This is a genomic window from Parabacteroides sp. (assembly GCF_977054455.1).
Genome location: NZ_CDRTCT010000033.1, coordinates 24,505 through 40,267, shown reverse-complemented (window position 1 = coordinate 40,267; position 15,763 = coordinate 24,505). Strand labels below are relative to the sequence as shown.

The window sequence follows — 15,763 nt, the reverse complement described above, 5'->3', positions numbered from 1 at the left end:
TATCTCAGAAAAGGACATATCCGACTTTCCCAAGCCGGATATATCCGCAAAAAACAATTGAATGTGTCTATGTGTTACTTACAAAAATTAAATGAATTCACTTACGGACGATACGATGCTGCCGTCGAACAGGTTGATCACCCGGTGGGCGAAGCTCGCGTCGTGTTTGGAGTGTGTTACCATAACAATGGTGGTCCCTTCTTTGTTCAGTTCGGTCAGGAGCTGCATCACTTCGGCGCCGTTCTTGGAGTCCAGATTACCGGTCGGCTCATCGGCGAGGATGATCTTCGGGTTCGAAACGACGGCGCGGGCGATGGCGACACGCTGTTGCTGTCCTCCGGAGAGCTGCTGCGGGAAGTGGCTGGCGCGGTGGCTGATGTTCATGCGTTTCAGGATGTCGTTGACCATCTGTTTGCGTTCGCTTGCCTTCACCTTGAGGTAGGTAAGCGGCAACTCCACGTTCTCAAATACATTCAGTTCGTCGATCAGGTTGAAACTCTGGAACACGAAACCGATATTTCCTTTACGTACCTGCGTACGTTCTTTTTCTTTCAGGTGGCCGACTTCCTTGTCTGCCAGGTAATAGTCGCCCGATGTCGGGTTGTCCAGCAAACCCAAGATATTCAGCAAAGTGGACTTGCCACAACCGGAAGGGCCCATGATAGCCACAAACTCACCGTCCTTCACTTCCATCGACACGCCGTTCAATGCAATCGTTTCTACCTCTTCCGTACGGAAAAACTTACTTAATCCTTCAATTTTAATCATGACTGTATCTGTTTTTATTGATATTGCTTCTTTTCTTGCCTACTTATAGGCAAACAGCGTGCCAAAGTACATAAATTATTTATTTACAGCATCCTAACTATTTCGATATTTTCCGCGAGTGTCTAATTTTTGGACAGTGGTGTAAAGATATTGGACACTCGCAGGAAGCAACCGCGAAGAAATTTATCCCCATTCGCTCTCCTCTTTGAAGTCGAAACGTTCGATCTTCGTCACCTGTATTTCTCCGTTCCGCAGCAGATATTCGTTCCCTTTGAACTTTTTGTCCAAATCATCCAACGAAAAAGAGATGTCCGAAGTTCCGACTGCAAAGCGGTAGAAAGAGGGCATGACCTTGCCGTCGGTTTTCGATTCGATCACCTTATAGGCGGCTTCCTTGTCCTTCCTGAAGGCGTTGAGAAACTCGTCCAGCAATTTCGGATTGTCCTTTTTCGAGAATGTGATCGTGGTCACTTCCTTCACCGGTTTTTTTGTTTTCCGGTCCTTGTCGTAGATCACGTCGACACTCACCTTTTCCATCGACTCGCATTTTTTCATCAATGCATTCAAATTCGCCTGCGCCAGCAGATCGCCGGCCCAGCTCCCCGTCACCAACAGGGCGGCTGTCAAAATAAGATTTCTTGTTTTCATACTTTTTCACTATTTGTCTTTATATTTCCTTTCCAATCTCTCCACATCCGATTCGAACCGTTCGACCTCGTCCTCTTTCGTTTGGATATTATCCATTGTTTTCTCGTACTGCCGCAAAGAACGCAGCGCCAGCCGTTCCTTCTCGTACTGTTTCTTTTCCGCCTGCCGGATCACCTCGTCCAGTTCCCGCGCCACCGCTTCGGGTATCTCCGTCTTCACTCCGCCCCTGATGATGTAGCTGCCGGCATAGGGGTTGAACTCCTCTTCCTTGCCGCCGTCTTCCTTGTTCAAGAATAAGAACAGCAACAAAGAAGCGGCCACCGCTCCTCCTATCCCTATCCACCTCTTAAAAAAAGGGACTTTGCGGACCGGTTTCGGAGGGTTCCGCCCCTCTTCCACCTCCCGGACGATCCCGGTTTCAAAAAAACCGAATACCGGACGGTAGGTTTTCAAATGCTCCGACAAATCCGGGCGGGCGAAGAAGGCATATAGCTCCTGCTCCTCGGCGTTGGTGGTTTCCCCTTCGAAGAAACGTTCCAACAGGTTCTCGATATTGGTATATTCGTCTGCTTTCATCTTGTTACATTTGTAAGAATAGATCCCTAACTTTTTTACGTGCACGCGAGAGGTTCATCCGGACAGCTTCGGGCGTACTGCCGGTCAATTCGGCAATCTCCTTTACTTCGAAGCCGTCGACATGCTTCATCCGAAGTATCGTCTGCTGGAGGCCGGGAAGCTGCTCCATGATTTGCATCACCTGGCTGACACTGTCTTTCTGCTCCAACGCGACATACGGATCACCGTCTGCCGCAAGCATCGCCGAGCCGGACAACTTTTCCGGCCTGTACTGGAACGCCCGGAGACGGTTCAGGCAAAGATGTTTCGTGATCTGCACGGCAAGCGCCTCCACGCTGTCGTAGCGTTCGAGTTCATCGCGGATATACCACATCTTCAGGAAAACCTCCTGCACGACATCCTCCACCTCCTGCGGGTCATCCAGCAAGCGGCGGGCGCATCCCGACAACTTCCCCCTGAGCGGTACGACTTCTATTTTAAACTGTTCTTGTTCCATTCTATTAAAAAGACACGCCACCCGGACAAACGTAACATGAGGATTGAAAAAAAATACCCGGAAGGCATTTCGATTCACCTACCGGGTACTTCCGATTCACCTGCCGGGCAAACAAGGTCCCGGCTTATTCCGATTTTATGCTTTTCACCGGATTCTCGTTCGCCACATACCAGGAACGGAGCACGACGCAGAATCCGATCACGGCCAGCAACGCCAAACCGCCCAGGATAAAGATGAAGACGTTCAACGATATCTTTTCGGGGAAATTCTCCAGCCACTTGCCGCCTGCCAGATACGTGCCGGCCAAACCGATCATGACAGCCGGCAGACCGATCATGAGGATATTGTGCAACAACAACTTCAGCACATCGCCCGCCGTCGCCCCGTTCACCTTGCGGATCGCGATCTCCTTGCTGCGCCTGCGTATCTCGTCCGAGACATAGCCGACAAGCCCCATCAGCGTAATCAGCAACATGAAAACGGCCGCCACTGCTACCGAATTGCGGAAACGCTCGGTGTCGCGATACGACTCATGCAGCTTGTCGCGATAGGTAGTCAGCACGATATCCTGGTCCGGCAGCAACTCGCGCAGGCGGTTTTCCAACATCGTGAAAGATTCGGGAGACATCTCGCGAAGGCGGATGTTCATATAGAAAGAGTTCCAGCCACCCAACCCGACGATCACGACCGGGGTCTGCGGGGTAAAGGCCGAGCCGACGATAAAATCGTCCAACACACCCGATATCACGACATCAAACAGCCCTTTGCATTTGTAGACCTTGCCGACCGGATTGCCTTCCCAGCGCAGGACTTCCAGGAAACGTTTGTTGACCAAAGCCGGAATCGGATCTCCGCCAAGACGTGTCGGGATATTCCCGCCCTGCATGATAGTCAAGCCTAATGTTTTGACATAGCAGGAGTCGGCAAACTCAAAGCGCAAAGTGGTCAATGCCTCCTGTGTCTCCGGATCGATAAGAGGCGTACCGCTGAAAAAGTTGCAGACCAACTGTCCGGAATACGTGATATTCTCGATCTCCGGAGAACGCATCAACTCCGTCCTTACCATCTCCTGCCGGGCAGCCGGTATGCTGTCGAGATTGCAAAACACCAGATTGTCCGGCTGATAGCCCATGTCCTTGTCCAAAATCCGGTCATACTGCATCAGGATAATCGCCAAGAACATCAACATGAAAGCGGCACACGCTATCTGGACACCCAGCAAACCCTGCTTCCAACCCCGCTTGCTATAGTTATAGAAACGGAACGCCTGTGTCACGGGGATAGCCGAGAAAATACGAGCCGGCACAACGCCCGAAAGCAACACCACCAACAGGACCAGTCCCAGTGACAGCAGCAACTGGCGTCCGGCAAAAAGCGAACCGAGCGTCACTCCTGTCAACTCCGTAATCCAATCCTCTCCGGCCAGGATCAGCAACACCGTACAAACCAGCGAAACCAGGATCAGGATCACCGTCTCGGACAAATTCATCATGAAGATATTGCCCGAACTGGCCCCGTTGCTTTTATAGATCGCCATCGTACGGGAGCGGGTGGCCAGGGAGGAAATGGACATCATCACATAGTTCAATGAAACGGACACCAAGATCAATGTCGCCAAAATGGACAGGACGAGCAGCGTCAGTTTCGTTTCCTTATTGTCCGTATGCAGCGTCGTGACCGGCTTCAGATAACAATCGAACATATACCCGTTTTTCTTCATGGACTCACGGTCCATGTGCCGTTCCAACATGGCGGGAATCGCTTTTTCATTGATCTCCTTCAGGTCGGCGTTCGCTTGCAGGCGGACATATCCGACATAGCCGTCTCCCCCGTCCCAACTGTTGCGGCTGTTGTCGGCTATCGAATAGATGATATCGAAATCGAGATGCGAGTTTTCGGGCACATCCTCGAACGTCCCGACCACCGTTAGAACCGACCGGTGCCTTTTGTCACCGAAAAGTATCTTTCCGATCGGGTCTTCACCTTTGAAAATACGACGTGAAAGCGACTCGGAGAGAAACACGTTACCGCCAGTCTTCAATCCCATCTCGTCACCCGAAAGGATTTTGAGCGGCAAAGTCTTGAAGAACATCGTATCGGCCATAATGCCCCGGACCGCATAGCGGTTTTCCTCTTCGAATATCACCCGTTCCCCGTTTCCGGTCGTGCTGGTCCCGGCCACCACGCCCGGTATTTCGAGCGGCATGGTCGGAGCTATCGGCTGGAACGAATAGCTTTGCTCGGTCGAATGGGAGGTCTCGGTCCCTACCCCGGTCGTATAGATCATTTGCACCTGATAAATGTTCTCCACATCCGGCAGGAACTTATCATAACTCACATCGAACGCGATACGGGCAAACAGGATCAAACCGATCGCCAACCCCAACGTCAGGGTGAAAACCTTGATCAGATTATTCCCCCACGCGTTCTTCAAATAGCTGATTGTATAAAATAGTTGTTTCATAACTGAATATATTATCTATGATATAAAGACACCCCGATCCGGCAATCCTAACATCCCGCCGAATATCTATTCCGACTTCAAGCTCTCGACCGGATTAGCATTCGACACGGCCCATGCACGGTACAGGATACAAGCGACGATCAACACATAGACCATCATCGCTCCGGCCAGGAAGATGAAGAATCCGATAGGCGCCTTTTCCGTAAATTTCTCCAACCATCCCGTACCGGAATAGTAGGCGACCGTCATGCCGATCACGATGGCGGGAATCGCAATATAGGAAATGTCTTTCGAAATCATCTTCAAAATATCCCATGCCGTCGCCCCATTCACTTTACGAATCGCAATTTCGCGTCCACGGCGGTTCGTTTCGTCGCTGGTATATCCTAACAGGCCGATCAAAGCGATAATCAACGTCACGATACCCCCGATCATAACCGAGTCGCGGAACGTGCGGGAATCCTTATACAGGTCTATCATATCCATATAATAAGCCGTCACCGTAACATTTCGGTCGGGCATCATATCTTCCAGCACCTTTTGTACCTTTTTTATATTCTCCGGAGACATCTCATGGAATTTGATCAGGATCATCGGTGCATACTTATCATAGAACAGGACGGTCGGGCGTGTATCCGGATTACCGGTACTGCCGATACAAACATCGTCATACACACCGCAGATGGTAAACGGTTCTCCATTATGGCTATGTTCCGTAATTATAACGTTCTTGCCAATCGCACTCCCGGTCCAGCCAGCCACCTGTTCCATCTTTTCGACAAAAGAACGGCTGACCATCACCTTGTTCGAAGCCGACCCGTCAGAACGGAACACCTCTCCTTCGATAACCGGAATCTCCATCAGGGAAAAGAAATCATCCTTTACCCAATACATATCAGCAATGTTGAACAGTTCGCGGTCATCTCCGGGAAGTGAAACATTATTTCCCGACATCCCTGAAATCGGCAGGTCATAGCAGGCAGAAACTTTGTCAACTTCGGGTATCTTGCGCAATTCCTCGATGGCCGTATTACGGACAGATTCTTCCACTCCCAGTGTCGAGCAATAAGCCAGTTTCTCATAGGCATATCCGGGATCGACATTCACCATATAGTCATATTGCTTATTGATCACCGACAATAACGCCACCAGATAGGCTGTCGCCAAAAACTGTATGAACAGCAGGCAAAGTTTCCAGTACCTGCGGGATTCCTTAAAATTGCGGAATGCGGCAGCCACCGGAATGCGCAGGAACATATAGGTCGGGATCAAGCCGGTAATGAAAAAGATCACGATGCAGACTCCTATCAGTATCACAATGGTCTGTGTCGAGAACAATGCCCCCAACGTAGCCCCTAACAGTTCTTCCGTTTTCGTACGGAACAAAACGATCAGAAAAGCGGCAAGCAGCAAAGAAATCAGCATGTGCAAACACGTCTCCGACATGATCATGCCGAACAGGTTCTTATCCGAAGCCCCGTAACATTTATGGACAGCCACCTCTTTGGTCCGGTTGATCAGCGTGGAAATCACGATAAGCACATAATTCATCGCAGCCGTAAAAATGAGTACAAAAGCCAGGAAGCCCAACAGGGAATTCATGCTCTTCACCTCGTCGCTGTTACTGTGCATGTCCATCAATGGAACCAAGCTATAAGTCAAATCGATCCCCGCTTTTTTCACCTCTTCCAGATCGCAATGCCGTCCCTGCATTTCGCGAATGGCAGTCGTCAGGCTTTCCGGATCAGTGCCGGGATAAAGTTTTACATACCCCAGATAGCGGTCATTCCCCAGCCAGTTTTCGCGGCTCCATTTGCTCATGCCTTCCAAAGATGCGACAATCTCAAAACGCAAGTGGGAATTTTCAGGTACATCTTCAAATACGCCGCCTATCGTATAGGTTTGTCCCGGACTGGATTCAAATTCGAATTCCTTGTTCAGAGCCTGTTCGGCACCTCCCAACAGTTTGGCGATGCGATTCGAGATCATGACGTATCCCGGACGGGACAAAGTCTCTTTCGGATCACCGATCAGGATAGGACGCGGCAACAGGTCGAAAACATTCGTATCGCCCATCATGACATAGCGGGCGGAGTAACGGTTTCCATCCTTTGTCTTAAACAATTCCTTGTCTCCCCCGATATAAGTCAGACGGGTTGCTTTTTCAACCTCCGGTATCTCGACCTGCATGGCTGTGGCCACACCTCCGCTCACCTGTCCGTAAGACTTATATTCACCATCCCGGATAATGTTTTCGTGCAACCGGTAAATGCGGTCGCTGTCCGGATAAAACTTATCAAACGAACGTTCAAAACAAACTTTCGATATCAGGACAAGTCCCATCGCCAATCCGACTCCCAGGGATAAGATCTTTATCCCGTTACTTCTGCCTTTCTTAAAAAGCGAACGTAATGCTATGTTCAAATTTTTCATATCGTGTATTTATTATATTCTGCCCATTAAAGTTCAAAAAGCGTGCCAAAAGGATCAACAATCTATAATACAAACAGATAAAGACACCGTCACTTTTTAAAAGTGTCCAATTATTTGACAATGGTGTACAATAATTAGACACTTGAAATTTTATTCGGATTTCAGGCTGTTAACCGGATTATCATTGGCAATCTCCCAGGTGCGCAGTACGACCGTTGCCAACACCAACAGCCAGATCGCCAATGCGCTGCCAACAAAGATAAACACGCTCAACGGTATCTTTTCAGAGAACTGCTGCAACCAATTTTCTCCCATTATATACGAACCGATCACCCCGAATATCACAGCCGGAACAGCCATATAGAGCACATCTTTCGAGATTATCACCAAGATATTACCGACTGTCGCCCCGTTTATCTTCCGGATCGCTATCTCTTTGCTGCGGCGATTCGTCTCGTCCGAAATATAACCGATCAATCCGATCAGGGTGATCAGGAATGTTACAATACCTCCCAACATGATGGAATTACGGAACAGACGGGACTCGGAATACAGATTCTTTATACTTACATCATACGACGCTATGGTTATGTCTTTATCGGGAAGAAGATTTTTCAGGGTATTCTCGACAAGTTTCATATTTTCGACTGTCAGTTCTTTATGTAATTTGACAGAGACCATGCGCCCCGGTTGACTTGAATAAAACAGGACTGTCGGAGACATAATTTCCGAACTGATGGCACCGACACGAATATCATCATACACTCCAAGAATCTCAAAATCGTTCGGCATCCCATGCCCGCTCAGGTATATCTTTTTCCCGACAACCCCCTCTTTCCAATCCAATATAAGCGCGAGTTTTTCCGCCGTTGTCCGGCTAACCATAGCCACACGTGCCGAATCCGAATACGAACGGTCAAAGGCTTTTCCTTCAATAACTTTAATGTTCATTAAAGGAATATAATCAGCATTTACATATCCCATATCCGAAATATGCAAGATGGCATCATCCCCTCCTTGACGAAAAATCATATTGCCGTTACCAGACTCGATCGGTAACCTGTTAGAAGCTGCGACGGACTTCACTTCCGGCAATTTAGCCAATTCATCCATTACTGTCTGTATTGCAGTGCTGTTCACGCCCGGAATGCTTGAATAGATAACCCGGTCATACGAATAACCCGGATCATCCGTTACCATCCGGTGATACTGCAAACCGATAATCAGTAACAAGGTTACCAAAAAGCCGACTGCAATAAACTGGATGAACAATAACACCTTCTTCCAAATCCGTCGCGATTCTCTATAAGAACGGAAAGCGGCAGCAACCGGTATCCGCGAAAAAAGCTGGGAAGGAAGCAAGCCTGCAAACAAAAATACCAGTACACAAACACCCGCCAAAAGTAAAACGGTTTGAATCGTGAACAATCCTCCCAATGAAGCTCCCAACAGTTCTTCGACCATCCCGCGAAAAGAAAGGATCAAAAGGGCGGAAACAATCAGGGATACCATAAGATTCAGAAATGCTTCAGAGAAAATCATATCCGAAATATTCCAAGTGGAAGCGCCGTAGCATTTATGAACAGCAACATCTTTCGAACGTGTCACCAACGATGAAATCACCAACAGTATATAATTCATCAAAGCGGCAAACAGTATGGCAAACGCGATCAACAACAGCATCACAGCCATTCCTTTCACCGCAGAAGAAGTAGCATAAACTTCTTTCAAGGGTTTCAGCGTCAAACTATATTCAAGCCCCATTTCCTCCAATTTTTCAGAAGGGACATGCCTGTCCAGCATTTTTGCCATTTCAGATTCAAGGCTGGCTTGCTCCAATCCGGGTTGCACTTTAACATAAGCCTTATAACTATCAGCACCAAACCACCCCTCTTCATTGCTCCATCCCCTAACTTCTTTATTGGAGCAAAGCGAAAGCATCACATCATATTTCAAGTGCGAATTTTCAGGAACATCTTCAAATACACCTCCGATATTTATTTTCTTCCCGGGGAAATTGATAATTTCAAATGTCATCCCGACAACATCCTTGCCCTGACCGATCTTCTCAGCCATACTTTCGGAGACAAGTGCGTATGAAGGTCTCGAAAGTATTTCCTTTGCATTTCCAACCAACACCTTACGCGGCAAAACATCGAAAAAGCATTCGTCCGCCATAATAAAGTCACCTTCATACCGATTCTTGTCCGACGTAAAAAACACACATCCCCCCAATTGTTGACCGCGAGTGGCAGCAACAACTCCCGGAACCTCTGCTTTCATACCCGGTGCTATACCACCACTGACATGATCCCCATCTTCAAGTTTCTTTTCACCCAATTCCATATTTTCCCGTATCTGATAAATACGGTCTCCATCCGGATAAAAATCGTCATAAGACAATTCGAAACAAACCTTGGCAATCAACACCAACCCCATGGCAAGGCCAACTCCCAATGATAAAATCTTAATTCCATTGTGTCTTCCTTTTCTAAAAAGCGAGCGGACAGCTATTGTCAAGTTTCTCATATCTGTAGTTTTTTTTGATTTGACTATACATTATTATAATGAGATATGTTCAAAAAGCATGCCAAACGGACTAAAAACATAATAATCAAACAAATACACATTAAGGCAAACCATCAGAGTGTCTAATTATTGGACATCGATGTATAAATATTGGACAGTACACGAAAGATCAGACAGCATACAAATAACACTTCTGGAACCGGAGTCAACACTACTCGATTACAATAAAAAATCAACTCTAAGTTTGCGTAAAGAAAAAAGCTGAGGTTAATTTATATCTTTGTTGTATGAAGAAAATAGATTAACCGACTAACGGAAATACAATAACCCCTCTAAAATGAGCATTTTTAAGCACCATTGATAATCAGTGTTATACGATGTATAAGATTATTAATAAATATTATCCGCAAGGGAAATTTCAAAAATATGGGTTAGTAATCCAATTTTCATGCAGTACCGTTTCGATTTAAACCAACGGGTATTTTTGAAAATTAGACAATAACAACAACCCCGGCCAGAGTTTAGTCCACTCTCTCATATATTTTGTATTTTTGCACCATGAAACGAAATATACTTGCTCTCTATCTGATCAAACTGTCCAAATGGTTCACTTTAGTCATGCCGATCATCGTGCTGTTCTATGAAAAGCACGGACTGGGACTACAGGATGTTTTCATCCTGAAAAGCGTTTATTCGGTGGCGGCAGTGGCTTTGGAAATTCCTTCGGGTTATCTGGCTGATGTCTGGGGGCGCCGCAAATGTCTGATATTGGGATGTATCCTTTTCTTCTTCGGATATCTGTGCTATTCGTTCACCTCGACATTCACGGCTTTTCTTTTCGCCGAAATCTTGTTGGGCACAGGACAAACGCTGGTGAACGGGGCGGATTCCGCACTATTATACGACACTACCGTCCAATACAAAAAAGAAAATTTATACTTACGATACGAGGGACGGATCACGATGATCGGTAATTTCGCCGAAGCGCTGGCGGGCATATTCGGCGGTTTATTGGCGGCTTATTCCCTTCGTCTGCCTTTTTATGGCCAGGCAATCATCGCTTTTACCGGCATCCCGGCGGCATTCGCGCTGAAGGAGGTCAACCGTTCCAACAAGATACAGAATCCGGTCGATGAGATCGTGCGAATCATCAAATATTCATTAGTCACCAACAAAAAACTTTGCTATAACATCATGTTTTCCGGGATCATCGGGGCGGCAACCCTCACGATGGCCTGGTTTGTGCAGCCGGTGCTGATGTATCTGAAAACTCCTGTGTCCTGGTATGGCATCATCTGGACCGTATTGAATCTGACCGTCGGTTTTGCGGCTCTCTGGTCAGACCGTGTGGACAGCTATTTCGGCCCGCGTAAGATGGGAATCCTTATCCTCGCGGTGATCGTCGGCGGATATGTCGCGCTCGCTTTCAACCTTACCTATGCCGGCCTTGCCATCCTGCTTGTCTTTTATATTTTCCGCGGTTTTGCCACCCCTATCCTCAAAGGCTACATCAACCAGATGACCTTTTCCGACATGAGGGCGACAGTGCTTTCCATCCGCAACTTCATTATCCGCCTGATGTTCGCCGCTATCGCCCCCTTTATCGGTTGGCTGAATGACATGTATTCCCTCCGGATAGCCCTGCTCGTTTCAGCCGGGATCATATTGCTGCCGGGAGGGGTGTTTTTAGGGTTGCAATTCAGAAAAGAAACAAGTTAAAAGGGGACATTGCACAAAGCGCTTATCTTGTCTACATTCTTGATATAGGAATTATGCTCCCAAAGACGTCCGGCACAATACTGATCGAAAGTGTCCTGATATGCTTTCTCATCGTCAAGGCTGTTCACCAGTTCCGGTATCAAGATCTCGGCAAAAACAAAAATGCCTTTTTCCGGTACAAGGACAAGATTGTTCTTGGGTTGTATGGACATTGATTTCTCAAGCGTATCGAGTGGGACAATGCGGTAACGCTTTTCACCGTCCTTATCCGAAATCAATAGCAGAAAATCCGTATTGCGAGCCGGAGAAATAAACAGGATATCATCGATCGAACCGGCAAAAGCAAAAAGCGTATTCGGTTGTGACATTCCCTTTTTCAGATTGGACAGGCCAACTTCGCCATTCTTAAAAACCGTAACCAGCAAATCTTCCTTGTCTTCCGGATTATAAGAGAAAATAACACTTCCCCCTTCTCCTCCCCACTTTCCGATCTTGGGACTTACGGAACAGGCTATTTTGCCATTTTTAAACAAGGAGACAAAGACATGGTTGGGCGTGTATCCCAGGTCATGCTTCTTTTGCAAAGGATTGCAACGCAGAGCTGATGTCCGGATTCCTAAATTAATTTGAGTGTTTGCATTTTTAGTGCGCAAAGCCTTTTCCTGGACATTTTCTTCGTTTACGGACAAAACCGGAGCAACCGCTTCCACCTCTTGAACCGCTGTCATTTCAGGGACCACAGAACGTTTATCAAAAATATATTCATTCCGTTCCGCACTAAAATACGCAGGAAACTCCGGCATCTTAGGAACAGAATCCAGCTTTTGCCGATGGCGCAACTTGATAAAATCCGCCACATTGCCAACCGGTTTGATCAGATTGGAACTGGCTGAACGCGTATATACTTCACCTTTCACCTCTACCACTTCATTGATAGGCGCTACTCGAAACGCCAAAACCAGACGTCCGTCTTCATATTCATACAAACGGCAACGTATGTACGCCTGATAACGATCCCGATCTTCTTTTTTCCCTAATAGCCTGATCACATTCTGATTGACAGAACGGAGGTAAACATCGCTGTCATTATGGGCAAACCTCAGCTCCTGGTCCAGTCCGGTCAGATATCCCTTATCATTGACTCCGATATAAAGCGTTCCCCCTTCCGTGTTCATGAACGAAGCAATCACACGAGCCAGGACAAGGCTCTGTTCTTCAGTCGCGTTTTTGTCGGCATGGATAAATGCAGATGTCTTGAATTCTTTTTCGACTCCTTCATGGCCGAAAAATACAGGAATGTAGACTTTAGGATTTTTCTCCCGGACTTTACAACCAAGCAAAGCATTAATATTCCCGCAAATCAGTTCCTGCAGCTCACAATCCTTTTCTTTCAGATAGGACATGATATTAAAATAGCGTGCCAACTCGGCTACCGTACGGTTTTGATTTTGCATAAACGATTGCAAATCGGACTGGACGGAAGTCAAGGAACGGGAGTCGAACCAAGTCTGTAACAACCGTATAACCTGTTTGTTATTACGCAAACGCAGGCTGTACCGATCCATATCCAACGCTCCCATACGGTCCGATAACCCCTTAAAAGTTTGCCGGCATTCAACTCCTCCCCTGTTTTTCAACAATTCGGAGTCCAGAGAATTGACCCAATATATATAGTCGGAACAAAGGCCGTAATAATCAGCCAATTCTCTGTTCCCCACAAAACGGCACAGAAATATCAGGGCATTATAAGCATTGAAACGTCCACATATATCTTCATCATCGCTTATCAACGCATCTACACAATAAATAAGTTCCTTCAACTGGCTTACCGTTATCCTATCCGGTTCATCATATATATCGGGAGTTACCGTCTTATTCTCATTCTCACTTTCAGGCATTTCATCAGTCCGGACCGATTCGTCAGGAGCGCTTTCCGGAATTTCAAGGTTCAGACTTTGAAAAGCGACAAAGAAAGGATTGTTTTTTTCTTTCAAACGTTGTAATTCTTCCTGCTCTTTATTGACTTTCAAGACTTCTTTTGTCATAAAGAAAAAGAAACTGCGCAAATTTTCCAATACATTATTGTAAAAGCTTTTTTCGTCCGGACAGGGAATATGAGACAACACTTTGATCGTATTCTTCAATTTATCCGTCGATAAACCTCCATATTCCACCTTATAGAAGTTACCGGCCTTATATTTCTTATGTGAATTGGCTGTTGTCGCCGTCGTGCCGGTAGAAAGCAACCACCAGACTTTGCCTTCTGCTATATCGATCACTTTGCCTATCAGATTTTTTTTCCTGACACAATCCGGATACATATACTCATTGAAATCCTGTATCAGGGAAAGCTTGATTTCACTTCCTTCCACGCTCTTTACTTTCGCACGGAATATTTCGTTGACAGCAAACATATCCATAAAGCCAGGAATGATATAATAGCATGAATTTATATAAGCGAACGGCAGACAGGCTTTCATTCCCCGATATGGGGCATCTATAATTTCCATCTTCAAAGACATGTCTTCCTTGTCGATATGCAGGATCCGGACCTTGACCCGTTGATCCGGACGCAGGAAATAGTCTGTCTCGGCTTCTTCCGCCTCCATCTCGATCTCCGGAATCTCGATCTCTTTCTCCTCTGATACGGTATCCACAAAAACCGGAGAAGACATGGGTTGCGACAAAGGATAATCTTCCGCGACCAGATTCCAATAGGAACGGAAGTCACGGATATTCTTGCAAGCATCAAAATTCAATGATAACCGGCTAAAAGAGGCGACAAATAGACGGTTGTTCAACACAGCAGCCCGGTCTTTACGTCCTTTCCATGAGTTGCATTCCAGTTCGACCAGCGGACTCAACGTAAATCCGTCGTTATCAAGCGTAATCATATTTTTTTCATTCCGACATTGTCTCCACTTTTTACTATCTTCCGGGAAAAGACAAGCCTTGTCGTCTGCCTGTATCATGATGAGGCGTTCCAGAATCTTTATCTCGTCAAAATGCCGGAGATGCTCCCACCGGATACGGTCACCCAGTGTATTCTCACCTGTGAGCAAAGTATAGGATTTATTTTTCAACAGTTCACTATACGGCGACGGTATACGGGAAAGATAACGGCATATACGGGCAGCAATTAGTGAAAGGTCATCCTCCTTTTGCCGGCATTGTCCGCAGATCAAGAAGACAAAAGTATGTAAACGGACCGACTCGGTTATCAGAGGATGGAGCGTGTCCCAATCATCGGAGAACCAATATTCAGATACCTTATCATCCATCTCCTTCGCTTTCCGTTTCAATACGCCGGAAAAATCATCGCATTCCTCTTCTGTCATCAGACCATTGGTAATCAGCCTGCACACGATATCGATCAGTACCGGAAGATTCTGGGAAAAACCGGTCAGATCGTATGACAGCAGATAATATATCTTTTGGATCTCATCATGCACATGCCATAAATTACCGCTCTGTTCCAACTTATGCAAAACAGCTTTCAGACATTCATTCGCCTTTCCATCCGACAGGCAACGGCAAGCTTTTAGTTGCAAGGAAAGACGATCCATTTTGGCAAACAGTTCGGTTCTTTTTTCATCCGCCCTCTTCTGGTAAACCGTCTGCAGATAGTCCGATCCTTCTCCCATCCATCGGCAAACTTCGAAGGCCTTCTCCAAAGCTTTAGCGGCATCCTTTCCATCCTGGGCCAAACAATCTCCATGTTTTTCTTGAAAAGCAGCCAAAGCCTCGACCCATCCAATCTCCTGATTCCGATACAGGAAGCGGGCTTTTTTCAACAATACATCGGAAGCTGGATAATGTGAGACTTTATTCTCCGCCAACAAGTTCATATCAATATTACAGGATTGAAATACAGAAGCGAATTTTTCCACAATACTATCAGATAATTTTTTTTCTGTTGTCGGCGCTTCTTTTTCAAGGACAGTTACATCACTCATCATAGTTATAATATTAAAAATAAGATTATTACTCCATTAATTACTCTCAAAAAATTATATACATAGCTCGAAAGTACTCATTTAATCCCAAGCACAAAAATATTCCAACGATATTTTAAGAAAGACCATAAAAAAAGAGGCCTGTCCCTTACTCAGGAAAAACAGGTCTTTTCT

Annotated in this window: 9 protein-coding genes; 1 reads left to right on the top strand and 8 read right to left on the bottom strand. The window is 46.4% G+C overall.

What is annotated here, in order from left to right; genetic code table 11:
- Positions 1 to 87: 87 nt before the first annotated feature.
- The 7 genes from ACW6QF_RS15810 to ACW6QF_RS15780 form a co-directional block, all read right to left on the bottom strand.
- Complete coding sequence (locus ACW6QF_RS15810; protein WP_293672642.1) at positions 88 to 768, bottom strand: ABC transporter ATP-binding protein; 681 nt, start codon at positions 766 to 768, stop codon at positions 88 to 90.
- A 183-nt stretch (positions 769 to 951) separates the two neighbouring features.
- The gene (locus tag ACW6QF_RS15805; RefSeq protein ID WP_298547410.1) at positions 952 to 1,416 is read right to left on the bottom strand and encodes a DUF5024 domain-containing protein; all 465 of its coding nucleotides are present in this window, start codon (positions 1,414 to 1,416) and stop codon (positions 952 to 954) included.
- Positions 1,417 to 1,425: 9 nt separating this feature from the next.
- Complete coding sequence (locus ACW6QF_RS15800; protein WP_456088519.1) at positions 1,426 to 1,992, bottom strand: hypothetical protein; 567 nt, start codon at positions 1,990 to 1,992, stop codon at positions 1,426 to 1,428.
- A 4-nt stretch (positions 1,993 to 1,996) separates the two neighbouring features.
- On the bottom strand, positions 1,997 to 2,488 hold the full coding sequence (locus ACW6QF_RS15795; RefSeq protein WP_456088518.1) for an RNA polymerase sigma factor: 492 nt from the start codon (positions 2,486 to 2,488) through the stop codon (positions 1,997 to 1,999).
- 124 nt (positions 2,489 to 2,612) lie between these two features.
- Entirely contained in the window at positions 2,613 to 4,952 is a 2,340-nt protein-coding gene (locus tag ACW6QF_RS15790) for an ABC transporter permease (protein WP_298547416.1), read from the bottom strand.
- A 66-nt stretch (positions 4,953 to 5,018) separates the two neighbouring features.
- Entirely contained in the window at positions 5,019 to 7,385 is a 2,367-nt protein-coding gene (locus ACW6QF_RS15785; RefSeq protein WP_456088517.1) for an ABC transporter permease, read from the bottom strand.
- Positions 7,386 to 7,535: 150 nt separating this feature from the next.
- Positions 7,536 to 9,914 carry an FtsX-like permease family protein gene (locus ACW6QF_RS15780; protein ID WP_456088516.1) on the bottom strand — a complete coding sequence of 793 codons (2,379 nt, stop codon included), beginning with the start codon at positions 9,912 to 9,914 and terminating at the stop codon, positions 7,536 to 7,538.
- Positions 9,915 to 10,472: 558 nt separating this feature from the next.
- Here ACW6QF_RS15780 and ACW6QF_RS15775 point away from each other — a divergent pair.
- Positions 10,473 to 11,633, top strand: coding sequence for an MFS transporter (locus ACW6QF_RS15775; protein WP_298549882.1), 1,161 nt, complete (start codon positions 10,473 to 10,475; stop codon positions 11,631 to 11,633).
- Here ACW6QF_RS15775 and ACW6QF_RS15770 read toward each other — a convergent pair.
- Positions 11,630 to 15,592, bottom strand: coding sequence for an AlbA family DNA-binding domain-containing protein (locus ACW6QF_RS15770; RefSeq protein WP_456088515.1), 3,963 nt, complete (start codon positions 15,590 to 15,592; stop codon positions 11,630 to 11,632). The two genes, ACW6QF_RS15775 and ACW6QF_RS15770, sit on opposite strands and share 4 nt — an antisense overlap.
- Positions 15,593 to 15,763: the final 171 nt, after the last annotated feature.

Excerpts from the sequence above, each read along its gene's own strand:
- ACW6QF_RS15810 (WP_293672642.1), bottom strand. The coding sequence starts at position 768 with ATGATTAAAATTGAAGGATTAAGTAAGTTTTTCCGTACGGAAGAGGTA.
- ACW6QF_RS15805 (WP_298547410.1), bottom strand. The coding sequence starts at position 1,416 with ATGAAAACAAGAAATCTTATTTTGACAGCCGCCCTGTTGGTGACGGGG.
- ACW6QF_RS15800 (WP_456088519.1), bottom strand. The coding sequence starts at position 1,992 with ATGAAAGCAGACGAATATACCAATATCGAGAACCTGTTGGAACGTTTC.
- ACW6QF_RS15795 (WP_456088518.1), bottom strand. The coding sequence starts at position 2,488 with ATGGAACAAGAACAGTTTAAAATAGAAGTCGTACCGCTCAGGGGGAAG.
- ACW6QF_RS15790 (WP_298547416.1), bottom strand. The coding sequence starts at position 4,952 with ATGAAACAACTATTTTATACAATCAGCTATTTGAAGAACGCGTGGGGG.
- ACW6QF_RS15785 (WP_456088517.1), bottom strand. The coding sequence starts at position 7,385 with ATGAAAAATTTGAACATAGCATTACGTTCGCTTTTTAAGAAAGGCAGA.
- ACW6QF_RS15780 (WP_456088516.1), bottom strand. The coding sequence starts at position 9,914 with ATGAGAAACTTGACAATAGCTGTCCGCTCGCTTTTTAGAAAAGGAAGA.
- ACW6QF_RS15775 (WP_298549882.1), top strand. The coding sequence starts at position 10,473 with ATGAAACGAAATATACTTGCTCTCTATCTGATCAAACTGTCCAAATGG.
- ACW6QF_RS15770 (WP_456088515.1), bottom strand. The coding sequence starts at position 15,592 with ATGATGAGTGATGTAACTGTCCTTGAAAAAGAAGCGCCGACAACAGAA.